13 protein-coding genes are annotated in these 14784 nt (G+C 55.0%); 5 read left to right on the top strand and 8 right to left on the bottom strand.

Going from position 1 to position 14784, the window contains the following annotated elements; genetic code table 11:
- Positions 1 to 679: 679 nt before the first annotated feature.
- Positions 680 to 1534, bottom strand: a complete 855-nt coding sequence (locus NNL38_RS05450) for an NAD-dependent epimerase/dehydratase family protein (protein ID WP_255390010.1) — start codon at positions 1532 to 1534, stop codon at positions 680 to 682.
- Positions 1535 to 1861: 327 nt separating this feature from the next.
- Here NNL38_RS05450 and NNL38_RS05445 point away from each other — a divergent pair, with 327 nt between their 5' ends.
- Positions 1862 to 2716: a MurR/RpiR family transcriptional regulator gene (locus NNL38_RS05445; RefSeq protein ID WP_255390566.1), complete on the top strand. Its 855-nt coding sequence runs from the start codon at positions 1862 to 1864 to the stop codon at positions 2714 to 2716.
- Between the two features lie 265 nt (positions 2717 to 2981).
- Positions 2982 to 4427 (top strand): pyruvate kinase, encoded by a 1446-nt coding sequence (pyk, locus tag NNL38_RS05440; RefSeq protein WP_255390009.1) that lies wholly within the window; start codon positions 2982 to 2984, stop codon positions 4425 to 4427.
- A 66-nt stretch (positions 4428 to 4493) separates the two neighbouring features.
- Here pyk and rimJ read toward each other — a convergent pair whose 3' ends face one another.
- Complete coding sequence (gene rimJ, locus NNL38_RS05435) at positions 4494 to 5078, bottom strand: ribosomal protein S5-alanine N-acetyltransferase (RefSeq protein ID WP_255390008.1); 585 nt, start codon at positions 5076 to 5078, stop codon at positions 4494 to 4496.
- Between the two features lie 239 nt (positions 5079 to 5317).
- Between rimJ and NNL38_RS05430 the strand changes: the two genes are divergently transcribed.
- Positions 5318 to 5830 (top strand): methylated-DNA--[protein]-cysteine S-methyltransferase, encoded by a 513-nt coding sequence (locus tag NNL38_RS05430; RefSeq protein ID WP_255390007.1) that lies wholly within the window; start codon positions 5318 to 5320, stop codon positions 5828 to 5830.
- A 235-nt stretch (positions 5831 to 6065) separates the two neighbouring features.
- On the opposite strand, the gene tyrR is transcribed toward NNL38_RS05430, so the two are convergent.
- The 6 genes from tyrR to pspA all read right to left on the bottom strand — a co-directional run bounded on the left by tyrR (position 6066) and on the right by pspA (position 11767).
- A complete protein-coding gene (gene tyrR, locus NNL38_RS05425; RefSeq protein WP_255390006.1) occupies positions 6066 to 7601 on the bottom strand; it encodes a transcriptional regulator TyrR in 1536 nt (511 codons plus the stop codon).
- A 288-nt stretch (positions 7602 to 7889) separates the two neighbouring features.
- Entirely contained in the window at positions 7890 to 8909 is a 1020-nt protein-coding gene (locus NNL38_RS05420) for a YcjF family protein (RefSeq protein WP_255390005.1), read from the bottom strand.
- Entirely contained in the window at positions 8906 to 10303 is a 1398-nt protein-coding gene (locus NNL38_RS05415; RefSeq protein WP_255390004.1) for a YcjX family GTP-binding protein, read from the bottom strand. The genes NNL38_RS05420 and NNL38_RS05415 overlap by 4 nt, the downstream gene beginning before the upstream one ends.
- 142 nt (positions 10304 to 10445) lie before the next feature.
- Positions 10446 to 10832: an envelope stress response membrane protein PspC gene (pspC, locus tag NNL38_RS05410; protein WP_255390565.1), complete on the bottom strand. Its 387-nt coding sequence runs from the start codon at positions 10830 to 10832 to the stop codon at positions 10446 to 10448.
- Positions 10829 to 11053, bottom strand: a complete 225-nt coding sequence (gene pspB, locus NNL38_RS05405) for an envelope stress response membrane protein PspB (protein ID WP_255390003.1) — start codon at positions 11051 to 11053, stop codon at positions 10829 to 10831. The genes pspC and pspB overlap by 4 nt, the downstream gene beginning before the upstream one ends.
- Positions 11054 to 11101: 48 nt before the next feature.
- A complete protein-coding gene (gene pspA, locus NNL38_RS05400; protein ID WP_255390002.1) occupies positions 11102 to 11767 on the bottom strand; it encodes a phage shock protein PspA in 666 nt (221 codons plus the stop codon).
- Between the two features lie 245 nt (positions 11768 to 12012).
- Between pspA and pspF the strand changes: the two genes are divergently transcribed.
- Positions 12013 to 13029 carry a phage shock protein operon transcriptional activator gene (gene pspF / locus NNL38_RS05395; RefSeq protein WP_255390001.1) on the top strand — a complete coding sequence of 339 codons (1017 nt, stop codon included), beginning with the start codon at positions 12013 to 12015 and terminating at the stop codon, positions 13027 to 13029.
- 134 nt (positions 13030 to 13163) lie between these two features.
- Positions 13164 to 14783: an ABC transporter substrate-binding protein SapA gene (gene sapA, locus NNL38_RS05390; protein WP_255390000.1), complete on the top strand. Its 1620-nt coding sequence runs from the start codon at positions 13164 to 13166 to the stop codon at positions 14781 to 14783.
- Position 14784: the final 1 nt, after the last annotated feature.

Below are 14784 nucleotides of genomic sequence, written 5' to 3'. Positions count from 1 at the left end.
AGACTTTCTTCAAAGCCCATCACCCGATCGTGATGGGCTTTCTTTATTGTGTCATGTGACTGCCGGTTCGAAAGCCAGGCCGTTAAAAAACCAAACAGAAGCAAGTCAGCCACTCTTCTTTTGCGAGCAAACCTGCAGCCGCTCACATCTTCAACGCCAAGATCCATGCACAATGAGGTGTTTTTAGCCCATTCATTATCATGAGGTTATAAAAAAGTTTGTTTTTTTCCTCGGCAATGGGAACCAACGGAAAAAACATCAGTCATACCTAATGACATTGAGATTAAAGACGCATTCCATTTTAGCTGGCCGCCAAACTGCATTGTCCCGCTTTAATCTGAAAATGCCACTGCTGCTAACTCCTTATTGTGTAAATAGAGCCTTTGCCCGTTGAATTTCAACGGGCTTTTTTTTTTGGCACTCACTATTCGACGAGGCGCAGAAAAAAATAACCTTTTTCGTCATTCTTTTTGAACCATCCTGAAACCCGACGGTCTGAATTAATAAGATTGTCGTTATCAGCTCAGCAGAGACTCATTCACTGTTTGAGCCTGAAGTGATTAATTGCCACTGCTGCTTTACTCCTATTCATATTGCGTTTTATACGAGTTGATGCGCTGAGATCCCCTCAGCGCTTTTTTTTCCGTTTTTCTGTCGGCCCGACATCCAACAACACAGCTCAGTTTACGTGCCTACCATCCGACAGCTCCGGTGCCAGTTGCAGCAAATCAGGGTGGGCCAGCGTCAGGCCCAGCCAGGCACAGGTTTGACGGGCATCGATCCACTTTCCGCCCCCTGGCGTGATGGTTTGAAATTCCGGCAACGGCAACCCGGATAATTGCGCCATCTGGGTGTAATACGCCGCCCGGCTTGGATGCGTCGGCGCCGCTAGATGAAGCACGGGCTGTGCCGGCCAGCGCCCGATAACCGCCTCAATCGCGGCAATACAGTCATCTAAGTGGATCAGGTTGACCGGATCGCCACCATTGGCGATCCCCGATCGCCCGGCGAGGTATTTCACCGGATGGCGTCCCGGACCAATCAATCCGGAAAGGCGCAACACTACCAATTGCTGCTGCCACTGGCGGCGCAACCACTGCTCAAGTTCGGCATGCGCCCGACCACTGGCCGTATTCGGCTTCGGCTGTGTCGCCTCATCTACGGCACCAGTCACGTCACCATACACCGACGTGGTACTGACAAATATCACCCGCCGACAGCCCTGAGCCTGAGCAGCCTGCGACAGCGATTTCACTTTAGCGACGAATGCCGCATCGCTGCCTTCTTGCCGCCCCGGCGGTACAGCAATCACCAGTATCTCAGCAGCTAGCAACCGGGCCAATGCAGGGGCCAGTTCCGCCTGTGGCGAAGGCAGCGGCAACGTTAAGGGGACGCCCCGGATCCCGAACTCAGCCAGCTGGGCCGCACGCGACGGATCACGTTGGGTCCCGTAAACCTCATATCCTCTGGCCACCAGAGATCGGGCTAAAGGCAGCCCCAGCCAGCCACAACCGCACACACTGATCTTCATCATTCTTCCTTTCATTGAAATGAAACTGACAACATAACAAAACTACGGGGATTTATTTCAAACTGTAAATTAATTCCCCACACGTGAAAATTAACAACACATAAAAGCGATGTTCACGCAGATTTTTGCTAAATCCCTAAAAAATATTTTCAGAACTGAAAGGGAAAACTCGATCCCTGTCAAACTATAATAAAAAGTAAAAGCAATATGCTCGGAATCGCTAGGAGCTGATCCGCGAAAAGTAGTATAGTTTCATCAAATTGGCTTCATATCTGCATGCCGCAGGTATGAAAGCAACGAATGAAATTCAGTAACGAAGCGGTAATCGCTATGAATACCCTAGAGAAAATTCAAAAAAACTTAGATAACTTCAGTAAGTCTGAGCGCAAAGTCGCTGAAGTTATCATTGCCTCACCACAGACTGCGATTCACTCCAGTATCGCGACGCTGGCCAAGATGGCCGATGTCAGCGAGCCGACCGTGAACCGTTTTTGCCGTCGCCTTGATACGAAGGGATTTCCGGACTTCAAACTCCATTTAGCCCAAAGCCTTGCCAACGGAACCCCATATGTCAACCGCAACGTCGAAGAAGATGACGGCCCGGACGCCTATACGTCAAAAATCTTTGAATCGACGATGGCCTGCCTGGATGTGGCAAAAAACAGCCTGGATCCGATGCAGGTCAACCGCGCCGTTGACCTGCTGACCCAAGCCAAGAAAATTTCTTTCTTTGGTCTTGGCGCGTCCGCCTCCGTAGCCCATGATGCTCAGAACAAATTCTTCCGCTTCAACATTCCGATTGTCTGCTTTGATGACATTGTCATGCAGCGGATGAGTGTGATCAACTGTGCCGATGGTGATGTCGTAGTGATGATCTCACACACCGGCCGCACCAAGAGCCTGGTTGAGATCGCCCGCATGGCACGCGAGAACGGCGCCACAGTGATTGGGATCACCGCCAAGGACTCCCCGCTGGATCGTGAATGCTCCCTGTCCATCTGCCTGGATGTGCCTGAAGATACCGACATCTACATGCCGATGGCGAGCCGGGTCGTCCAGATGACCGTCATCGATGTCCTGGCGACCGGGTTTACCCTACGCCGCGGCGCAGGATTTAGGGAAAACCTGAAGCGGGTCAAAGAGTCGCTCAAAGACTCCCGCTTTTCAAAAGAAGGCATGATGTAACCCGAGCGCATCCCGAAGATAACAACTGAAAAAAGCATGGTCTTTCCCATGCTTTTTTATTAGCCGTATCCTGGTGATTGGTCCCCCTGCCCTGCTCTGAACCACCAGCGTTTTATCTTATTAAAAATCAAAGTGATACTTTCTTTCACTTTATTGCGCTGACATCGGAAAGGACCCGAATTTTTGTAGTAAAATTTCAGTAAGATGTAATGTACCGGCGGGAATCCCCGGTGCATTGATGTCCCCCACTAAAATGGAGTTTCTCATGTCTAACAGGCTACGACGTACAAAAATCGTGACCACCCTTGGTCCAGCGACGGATCGCGACAACAACCTGGAAAAAATTATTGCAGCCGGCGCCAATGTAGTCCGGATGAACTTTTCTCACGGGAGTCCGGAGGATCACCTCCAGCGGACCAAGACGGTGCGTGAAATCGCGGCAAAACTGGGCCGGCATGTGGCTATTCTCGGCGATCTGCAAGGCCCGAAAATCCGCGTTTCTACCTTCAAAGATGGCAAAATTCACCTCAATATCGGTGATAAGTTCACCCTCGACAGTACCCTGCCCAAAGGGGAAGGCGACGAGAAAGCGGTCGGCCTGGATTACAAAGCCCTGCCGGAAGATGTCATGGCCGGCGATATCCTGCTGCTTGATGATGGCCGGGTCCAGTTAAAAGTTGTCGATGTCGAAGGCCACAAGGTACACACCGAGGTAACCGTGGGCGGCCCGCTATCAAACAATAAAGGGATCAACAAGAAAGGTGGCGGCCTGTCGGCAGCAGCGCTGACTGACAAAGACAAAGCGGACATCCTGACCGCGGCTGCTATGCAGGTGGATTACCTCGCTGTTTCCTTCCCCCGCAACGGCGAAGATATGAACTATGCCCGCCGCCTGGCGACTGACGCTGGCCTGGATGCACGCCTGGTGGCCAAAGTCGAACGGGCCGAGGCGGTTGCTGATGCCGAATCCATGGACGAAATCATCATGGCTTCCGACGCAGTGATGGTTGCCCGGGGCGATCTCGGGGTTGAAATTGGCGATCCGGAGCTGGTCGGAGTGCAGAAAAAACTGATCCGCCGCGCCCGTAGCCTGAACCGGACCGTGATCACCGCCACCCAGATGATGGAGTCAATGATCACCAGCCCGATGCCAACCCGCGCCGAGGTGATGGATGTTGCCAACGCCGTGCTTGATGGTACCGATGCGGTGATGCTCTCTGCCGAAACCGCTGCCGGTCAGTACCCGGAAGAGACCGTCAAAGCCATGGCCAGTGTTTGTGTCGGTGCCGAGAAGGAGCCGAGTATCAATGTCTCCAACCACCGGATGAGCCGGACTTTTGAAAACACCGAAGAAACCATCGCTATGTCGACCATGTACGCGGCCAACCACATGGAAGGCGTCAAAGCGATTGTGACCATGACCGAATCCGGCCGAACGCCGCTGATGATGTCCCGGATCTCCTCGGGCCTACCGATTTTTGCCCTGTCCCGAAATGAACGGACGCTAAACCGGGCAGCGCTGTATCGCGGCGTGACGCCGGTATTCTTTGATCGCGACAGCGATGCCGGACTCGCCGCGGCAAAACATGCCCTGGCCGATCTGAAAGAACTGGGATTGCTGAGTCAGGGTGATCTGGTCATTATCACCCAGGGTGATGAAATGGATATTGTCGGCTCGACCAACAATATGCGGATCCTGACTGTCGCATAAACACTCTCACCTGGCGGGGGGACCCCCCTCGCCCTTGTCCTTGCCTTTGATGTTAGATGTTAGGTGTTAGACTTTGGGTTGAACCCAACCCGAATTGATCTTGGCCGTCAAGATATGATCTTCCCAGCGGCCGTTGATCAGCAGGTAGTCCTTCGCTTCCCCTTCAATCCCAAATCCGGCAGCACTCAGCACCGCTGCACTTTTTTGGTTCCTCGGCATATAAGCAGCCATCACCCGATGAAAAGACTGCTCGTCAAACATCCACGCCACCGTCGCTGACAGAGCCTTACGCATGATACCCTGCCCCTGACAGGCTTCATCAAGTGAATAGCCGACATGACAGGCATAAAACGGATGCCGGACCAGGTTGCTGTAATTGATGACCCCGCAAATCTGCGCCGAATCTTCGCGGGTGATCACAAAATAATAAGCCAGCTTATGTTTATGCAGCTCAGCGAGTTGGCTGAGGCGCTTCTCCCATCCGGCAACCGTATAGAATCCTTCTTCCCGCAGCGGCTCCCAGGGCTGAAGAAAAGCCCGGTTTCGCTGATAATAGTCTGCGATAGGTTCAGCATCTTTGGGGCTGACCAGGCGGACGTTCAAGTCATCAACCTGTAGTGACGGGGAACGATGAATGATAGATTGAAACAACGGCGGTTCACCTCTTTCAAACCTGAGCCTCTCACCTTACCATAGTTTATTGTGGCCGCGAGATGGCTGGCGGATAAATCAATGTCGGGTAAAACATTTTATGAAAAATGACCGGACAGATCCCGGTTCTGAACTATGATTTCAACAGAGTGCGATTCACCTTTCAAAGGTCTGCACCACCTCCCGGCGAGGGCAAGGAGATCGCACCAGAGGCTCTTTTCAACTAGCAGTGACATTTTATGTATTATGACTACCTCTATTCGGTCCTGGGCAAAATCTACTTACTGGCCGATCACCACGGACTCAGGCAACTGACCATTGGTAGCGGCGGCTTTTGCCCGGATTCCAGCTGGGAACGTCACCCGGATTTTATGCACCCCTACCGCACCCAACTCAAAGAATATCTCCTGGGTGAGCGCCAGACATTCACCCTGCCCCTGGCACCACAAGGCACCCTGTTCCAACAACAAGTCTGGCAGGCTATCACGGAAGTCCCTTTCGGCAGTTGCTGCTCTTATCAGATGCTTGCCGGCGCAATGGCGCAACCAGCCGCCGCTCAGGCTATTGGCATGGCGAAAAACGTCAATCCTATTCCCATTATTATTCCCTGCCACCGGGTGCTCAATGAACAGGGGCAACCTGCCACCTGCCGCTACGGACAGGATGTGACACTGCAGCTGCTGGCACTGGAAGCCGGCCAGCTCACCCTGCTCCAACCGACTCCCGGTACTCATACCAATCGCAGTAAATAGCTGGTCATCCTAGCTTGTTAAAATGCTCGATAACTGCGTTAGAATTTTTGATTGTAGAATAACTACTTATCTAAAAATTCCGCCTTGTTCTCAAACATTTTCCCGGCGTTATTTCTGATCACTGATTTACTTTGACCGGTATCAGTCTGAGGGCGAAAAAAAGAAGACGTAACCAGACGTCTTCTTTTTGATTTCAGATCCACCGCCGGAGCTCATTGCCTGAGCCGTGATAGCACTATTGCTTCCCGATCCCGTATTCACGCAGTTTGTTGGCGACCGCCGTATGGGAAACCCCCAGCCGCTTGGCCAGTTTTCGGGTCGACGGATAGCTGCGATAGAGGTTGGTCAGGATCCCGGACTCATAACGTTTCATGATCTCGTCCAGCGAGCCATCAAGGTTTTCCTCGTTGATCAGGGTCATCGACTCATTCTCCGGTAACTGGACATCTTCAACCTTCAGCATCGAGCCCTCAATCTGGGTCATTGCCCGGAACAGAATATTGCGCAGCTGGCGAATGTTCCCCGGCCAGGCATACTGACTGAGATAACTGGCCAAATCATCGGTGATCTGCGGCTTGGCCTGCTGCATTTCCTGGGCAAACTGACTCAGGAACAGATCTGCCAGCGGGACGATATCCGCCGGACGCTCGCGCAACGGCGGCACCACCAGCGCCAGCACATTGAGACGGTAGTACAGATCTTCCCGGAACGCGCCCGCTGCCACCAGATCCGGCAACTTTTTCTGCGTCGAGCAAATCACCCGGACATCGACTTTCATTTCGCGCTCTTCCCCCACCCGGCGGAACGTGCCGTCCTGTAGGAAGCGCAGCAGTTTAATCTGCAAGTGGGCTGACATTTCACCGACTTCGTACAAAAAGACGGTGCCGCCATCGGCCTGCTCAAATATCCCTTTCTTACCCGGCTCAGTTGCCGAGGACGCCATCCCGAACAACTCGGTTTCCGCCGCGTTATCCGGCATCGAAACACAGTTGACCAGCAAGAACGGTTTTTCGCGTCGCATTGAGCGCTGATGGCAGGCACGGGCCAGCATTTCTTTCCCGGTTCCGGTTTCGCCCTGGATCAGCAACGGCGCATCCAGCAGCGCCAGTTTCTTCGCCTGCGCCAACAAGTGCTTGAAGCGCGACGACTGACCCACAAAGTGTTCGAATCCGTTATCGCCGCTGATTTGGCGCATCGCAACCGGCATTTTGGCTTCCGACAGCGATTTCAGCAAAATCATGGCACTGGCCAGCACCGACTGCTCACTTTCGTCGGTAACATACACCGGCATGATTTCCATCATGTAATCCAGGCCGGCAATCACCACCATTTCGCTTCGTTTCGCCGCTTGCTCTTTTTCAAGCCAACGGTGAAAGTTAAAGCCCAGCAAGGTCTGAACGTTTTCGCCAACGATGTCCCCACGCTGCTTGCTCAACAGCATTTCCGCGGCATCATTGGCCAGATCGATCTTGCCCTGCAAATTAATCGAGAAAAACGGATCCGGCAGGGCTTCCAGCAGCGCCTTCAGCTCTTTATGCTCCCGCTCGCTGGGCATAAACTGAATTTTCCGGACATCAGTGACACCATCCAGCTGACGGATTTGCGACATCAGGTGGCTAAATTGCTCAAATTCAATTTCCGGGCAGTTCAGGTAGATAATGCCGACCCGGTCAATTTCAATCCCCCGCAGGTCAATTTGCTGGCTGGTCAGAATATCCAGCAACTCCCGGGCTATCCCAAGCCGGTCTTCACAATTGACTTGTAACCTCATATCACACGCCTTTTCAATGTCCTCAATAAATATCCCGCCGTGACGCACGAAGCAGTCTCGGCCTCACCGGGCCGCACCGACTGGAGCGCTCGATTCGAGCCGAATATTTCAATTTGCTTTAGGTGTCAGGAATTGTTGACACCTCAAGAAGTGTGCGCCTTCACTTTCGGGGAGTCAAGTTGCGAGCATCGCGGGATGAGAGGTCACGCAGGTCATCCACAGCGAAGTGGCGAGGAAATCGCCAGTCTGCCCGAAACCCAAGGTGCCTCGGGCAGTTGCGATATGGGGCTAGGCCTTTTTTCGGGTCAGCCGGGTGAGTAAGTCCTTGCGGATCTCTCCCAGCTTGGGTTGTTGCCCTGGCTGCCATGGCAGCGGCCGCATCAGGGCCATGGCTTTGAGCCCTAACCGGCCGGTCAGTAACCCCACTCCGACGCCTTGGGCCACCCGGGTCGACATCCGCCCGGCCAAGTCGACCGACAGCACATCCATGCTGGTATCCATCAGCATTTCACTGGCCCCGGCTGCCGCCATGTTGGCAAGCACCAGTTTCACCAGCCGGATCCGTGACCAGTAACCGAGCTCAACCCCATAGACACGGGCGATATGATCAATCAGCCGGAAATTACGCCACGCCACCAGCAGCATGTCTGCCAGCGCCAACGGGCTGACCGCAACCATCACGGCCGCCTCACCCGAGTATTTGGCCACCAGCTGGCGGGCTTGTTGATCTTGCTGGCGCAGCACCATCTGATCATAGAGTGCCAGTACTTCCCGATCGTTATGGGTTGCCGCCAGCGAGTTCAGCCAGCGCTCATACCCCAAGTGATCGTCGCGAATATTGCTTTGTTTGGCCAGCTTGAGACAAAACGCCCGTCCCTGACCCATGCTGTCGGCTTCCAGCAGTGCTTGTGCCTGTTCCTGCTCACTCTGGCGCTGCTTCAGGCGGCGTAATTTGAGCAGTTCGCGCGCCAAAGTGGTGATCCCGGCCGTCGCCAGGGCCGCCACAATCGCGCTCCAACCCAGTGCCAGCCAGTCACCGCCCTGATAAGCAGTGACGACATAATCCACGGTTTGCCAGCCGGTCATCGCCGCCGTGGCCACCAGTAGCCCTTTCAGCCAACGTCCCCGGCGCTTCGGGGCCAGCGTCCGGGTCAGTTGTGCTTCGACATCAGGCTGATCTGTCGTGGTCTCCGGCAGAAAGTCTTCGCCCTGGTCAAACTGCTGCTGCGCAGTCAGCTCTTCCTGGTCCGACTTGGGTTGGGTTTGCGGCTCCTCAAAGACAATTTTGCCCTTGTATGCATGACTCATTGCAGTTTGTCTCCCAATAAATACTCCAGCGCTTTATCCATCCGGATATGGGGCAGCGGCTCATCGCTCTGAATTTCCAGCGGCCGGAAATTCACGAAATCAAAGCCGTGCTGCTGCCAGAAGGTTTCGTTCGGCAACCGTCTGGGAACCTCGCCGGGAAACAGCATCTGTGACTGCCCGTCGAGCGTGTCCCCGCGCAGCGCCGGCATCTGCTGGCCCTGATGGGCGACAAACCCCGGCTCAGTTGCCTGAATCGAGGCCAGGCTGACACAGTCCATCTTGATCCCTTCAAAGGAAGCGGTTTGCCAGGCTTCATTGATCATCTGCTGGAGTAAACTGACCAGGTTCGGGTGTTGTTCCGGGGTCACGTGATCAGCCTTGGCCGCCGCGAACAGCACCTTATCAATCCGCGGTGAAAACAACCGCCGCAGCAGCGAGCTGCGGCCATAGCGAAAACTCTGCATCAGCTGATCCAGCGCCTGGCGCATATCGTTAAACGACGCCGGCCCGGCATTGAGCGGTTGCAGGCAATCCACCAGGATGATCTGGCGATCAAACTTGGAAAAATGCTCCCGGTAAAACCCTTTCACGATATGCTGGCGGTAATACTGATAGCGGCTTTTCAGCATCGCGTAGTTGCTGTGCTCATTCGCCTGCTGCAACTGTGCCTCGGTGTATTGTGCCAGCCGGGTGAGCGGGAAGAACTGCAACACCGGCGCGCCTGCCAGCTCGCCGGGCAGCACAAAACGGCCCGGCTGAACCCAGTGCAGGCCGCCTTCGGCCTTGCATTTATACAGATATTCGGTAAAAGCGGCCGAGATCCGCTCAATCAGGGCCTCATCCGCCGGAGCAAAGGGGTCAAAGTCTTCCAGCATTGCCTGCCAGTGCTGCGCCAGCTCGCCCCGCTTCCCTTTGAGCAACTTGCTCTGCTGCTGTGACCAGGCGTGAAAGTCCTGCTCCAGCAACGGCAAATCCAGCAGCCACTCGCCCGGATAATCGACAATATCGAGGTAGAGCGTGGCGGTATCCTGCAGCAGCTTCATCGGTCCCTTTTGCGGTTTATAGCGCAGCGCGAGGCGGATCTGGCTGACATCCCGGGTCGGCTCCGGCCAGGCCGGCGGGGCAGACAGCAAGGCCTGCATCCCTTCATCATAGCCAAATTTAGGGACATGCATATCGACTTGAGGCACCCGCTTGGCCCCGAGTAGATAACCATCACGAACGGCTGAAAACAGAGGGAGCCTCGGGTTGGTACTGACATGGAGTAGCTGATTGACCAATGAGGTGATAAACGCGGTTTTCCCCGCCCGCGACAGACCGGTCACCGCCAGACGGACATGGCGATCCAGGCTGCGGTTGACTAATTTATTGAGCTCATTCCCAATTCGGTGCATAAAGGTTCCCAGCAAATGATTTGTATACTCTCACTTCCGGGATGAATCGCGCATGAACATCGACGGAGGTGAAAAAAGCAGACGGGTGGTCTGCTTAATAACATTGCGCCGTGCAGACGGCACGGCGCTGAAGCAGCAGCCCTCAGAGGTGTTTAAATTCACGGGCAACTTTGAACGCGGATGAAGTGACATAAGCTTCCATCTGGCGCAGCTTCTGTTCGACATCATCCAGCTCGGCCTCGACATTCTGCATCACCTGCTCCGGCGACTGCCCGGCCTGCCAGGCCTTTTGCTTCACGGTATGCTCGCGATAGATATAGCGCTGCTCCTGGCGCGCTTCGGGCATCTTTTCCAGGATCAAACTGGCAGCCAGATACGCGATCACCGCGAAGAAGCCCATGCCCAGCAAAAACGCAGAGACCGCGAGGATCCGCACCAGCCAGATCTCCATCCCGAAATACTCGGCCAGCCCGGCACAAACCCCGGTGATCTTGCCGTTCTGCGGATCACGGTACAAGGTTTTGCTCATTGGCGTTGTCTCCATTGCGGCGCCTCCTCATCGAGAATCTTCTCCAGTGTCTGAATACGCTCCTGCATCTGCTCTGCACGAACCACGAGTGACTGCAGCTTTTCCTGTGCCTCGCCCGAGAGTCCCTGACCGGCATGGCGCTTCCCGCGGTAGTGCAGAATCAGCCACAACGGCGCCACAAAGATCAAAAACACCATCAGTGGCCAAACTATCCAACCCATAAATTACCTCCATCCTCGTTTCGTGCAGAACCCTGAATGATCACCAGCTTACTCTTTATCCTTCATCTTTTCTTTCATCCGCGCCAGTTCCTGTTCAATTTCATCCTGGGCCTGCAGATCGGCAAATTCCTGATCGAGGTTTTTACCGCGTCCAATGCCGTAGCTGTCAGCTTCAGCTTCCATCTCGTCAACCCGGCGCTCGTATTGCTCAAACTTCGACAGCGCTTCATCCACTTTCCCGGTATCGAGCTGACGGCGGATATCGCGCCGATTCCCGGCAGCCTGGTGACGGGTCACCAGCGCTTGCTGACGAGCACGGGTTTCCTGCAGCTTGCGTTCCAGCTCCGCAACTTCGGTGGTGAGCTTGGCAATGGTCTCATCTACCAGCTTATACTCTTCATTGAGGGTAAGGATGGCATCACTGAGTTTTTGCTTTTCAATCAGGGCTGCACGGGCCAGATCTTCACGGCCTTTTTGCAGCGCAAGGCTCGCTTTCTGTTGCCAGTCATCACTTTGAGACTGCAGCGTATCAATGCGGCGCTGAAGCTCTTTTTTATCGGCCAGAGCGCGAGCAGACGAGGTGCGCACTTCCACCAGGGTATCTTCCATCTCCTGGATGATCAGGCGGATCATTTTTTGCGGATCTTCGGCTTTATCCAGCAGTGAGTTGACGTTTGCGTTTACAATATCGGCAAAGCGAGAAAAAATACCCATAGTAACTCTCCTTTCATTTAAGTCAGGTCCATTTTCAGTCCGGTGCCAGCTTGATGCTGTGCCGCCATGAAAACGACTCCGTTCAGTCATGGTGGCCGAAGCCACGATGTGTTCTGTGATGCCTAAAGTTATATCAAGTACTGTGCCAACTTTTATGTTGATGTTTTTCAATAAGTTACATTGGAAGCCATCTACACATGGTGCTATGGTATTATTAAATTCGCCAACAGTTAGCGAGATTAACCATGCAAAAGACAGATAACCTGATCGGTGAATCCGAACCTTTCCTGGCGGTGCTGGATCAGGCCTCACGCCTGGCGCCGCTCAACCGGCCGATCCTGATCCTGGGCGAGCGCGGGACCGGCAAGGAGCTGATTGCCCAGCGGATCCACTATCTGTCCCAGCGTTGGGATCAACCGCTGGTGACACTCAACTGTGCCGCGTTAAGTGAAGGCGTGATTGATTCGGAGCTGTTCGGCCACGAAGCCGGCTCTTTTACCGGTGCCAAAGGCCGCCATCAGGGCCGCTTTGAGCGGGCTGAAGGCGGCACCCTGTTCCTCGACGAACTGGCAACCGCACCACTCGGCGTCCAGGAAAAGCTGCTACGGGTGATCGAGTACGGCGAATACGAGCGCGTCGGCGGCAGCCGAACCTGTCAGGCCAATGTCCGGCTGATCTGCGCCACCAATGACAACCTGCCCCAGCTGGCCGAGGACGGAAAATTCCGCGCTGACCTGCTCGATCGCCTGGCCTTTGACATCATCCACCTGCCGCCGCTGCGGGCACGCCGGGAAGATATCCTGCCGCTGGCGGATTACTACGCTGTGCGCATGTGCCGAGAGCTGGGGTTTGGCTACTTTTCCGGCTTCTCGCCCGACGCCCGAAAAGCGCTGACCGACTACCACTGGCCCGGCAATATCCGCGAACTGAAGAACGTGGTGGAACGATCGGTATTCCGCCACAGCCAGGAAGATGAGCCCGTCGATGCCATCATCATTGACCCGTTCCGCTCTCCCTGGCAACCTGAGGATGCGGCAGCCGCAGCACAGCCATCCGCCGAGGCCTGCGCGCCCCAACCGGTCCCGAGTTTTCCGCTTGATTTTCGCCAGTGGCAGCAGGCGCAGGAAGTCTCCCTGATCCGCCAGGCGCTGGAACAGGCCCGCTTCAATCAGCGAAATGCCGCTGAGCTGTTGGGTTTAAGCTACCATCAACTGAGGGGCCTGTTGCGCAAATACCAGCTGGTCGGCACCCCGACCCAGTGACCAAACCGGCATCATCCGGCGCAGAACCTCAGTAAAAAGCACCAAATTCTAGAAGGTTATTTGCCTGCAACGCTTGGTGACGGTGATGGATAATGGTAAATTTAGCCACTTGTTTTCCAAAAATACATGTCGATATGAGCGCCTCTACCCGTCTACTGCTTGCGTGCCTCAGTCTGCTCAGCCTGATTGGCTGCTCAGAGCCACAGCGAGATAGCACCATCCGTAGCCGTGGCTTCGTCTATTGTGGCCAAGATACACCGACCACCTTCAACCCCCAGCTGATTGATGGCGGCCTGACGGCTGATACGCTTGCCGCTCAAATTTTCGATCGCCTGCTGATGCTCGATCCGGTCAGCCACCAGCCCCTGCCTTCGCTGGCTCGCAGCTGGACCATCAGTGATGACGGCCTGGAATATACCTTCAAGCTGCGCAAAGGGATTGAATTTCAGACCACCGAATGGTTTAAGCCGACCCGGCGCTTCAATGCCCAGGATGTGGTATTCAGCTTCCAGCGGATTATCAATCCCAAGCACCCGTTCCATGCCGTGTCCGGCGGACGCTACCCGTGGTTTGAGAGCCAGGGTTTCAGTGAGCTGATTGCTCATATCGAGATGAACGACTCCCATACCGTCACCTTCGTGCTCACCCGCCCGGACAATGCTTTCCTGTCAAACCTAGCCACCAGCTACGCGGTGATCCATTCCCAGGAATATGCCCAGCGCCTGCTCAAAGCCGGTCAGTTACAGCAACTGGATATGAAGCCCATCGGCACCGGCCCATTCTACCTCGCCCAGTATTTGCCCGACGACCTGATCCGTCTCGGCCGCCACTGGGGATACTGGCAGGGCGCCGCACCGATGGAGCAGGTCGTATTTGATATTTCAGCCCGCGGCACCGGCACCCTGGCCAAGCTGCTGAGCAAAGAATGTGACGTACTGTCATCGCCGGTGGCCAGCCAGCTGCCGGTGATCAGCAACAGCGAAGAGTTTGAGCTGATGGCCCAGACCGGGATGAACGTGGCTTTCGTTGCCCTCAATAACGACAAAGCTGTGCTGCAGGATCTGCGGGTCCGACAAGCCATCAATCTCGCTATCAACCGGGATAACCTGCTCAACTCGGTCTACTACGGGACCGGCACCAAGGCCAAGAGCATCCTGCCGCCGATGTCCTGGGCCTACAACCACGCCAGCCAGGCGCTGGATTACGACCCGGACCAAGCGCGCGCCCTGCTGGCAGAAGCAGGCTATGCCGACGATCTGATCCTGACAATGTGGGTGCCGATCGAGCCCCGCCCTTACAACCCGAGTCCGCGCAAAACCGCCGAGCTGATCCAGGCCGATCTGAAAGCGGTCGGGGTGCGGCTTATCATCCTGGCTCAGGAGTCAGTTAGTCGCCTCAGCTCAACTTCAGCTTCTAACAGCGATATGCAGCTGACCGGCTGGATTGCCGATAACGGCGATCCGGATAATTTCCTCCGTCCGCTGCTCTCCTGTAGTGCCAAAGCCGCCGGGCTCAACGTCGCGAACTGGTGCGAACTCAGCTTTGACAATCTGCTGGAGCTGGCCTCACGAACCAATCAGCTCGAACAGCGCGTCAATTATTACCACCTGGCGCAGGATATTCTGGACCAGCAGGTTCCGGTGATCCCCCTGGCGCACGGCGTCCATTTTCAGGTCCATCACCAATCGCTTGGCGGTTTGCAATTGAGCCCGTTTGGCACCCGCTCTTTTGCCAGCGTCTATCGCAGCGAGTAAT

This window comes from Photobacterium atrarenae, from assembly GCF_024380015.1.
In the GTDB taxonomy this organism is placed as follows: Bacteria; Pseudomonadota; Gammaproteobacteria; order Enterobacterales; family Vibrionaceae; genus Photobacterium; species Photobacterium atrarenae.
This window is presented reverse-complemented; position numbering and strand designations above follow the sequence as displayed.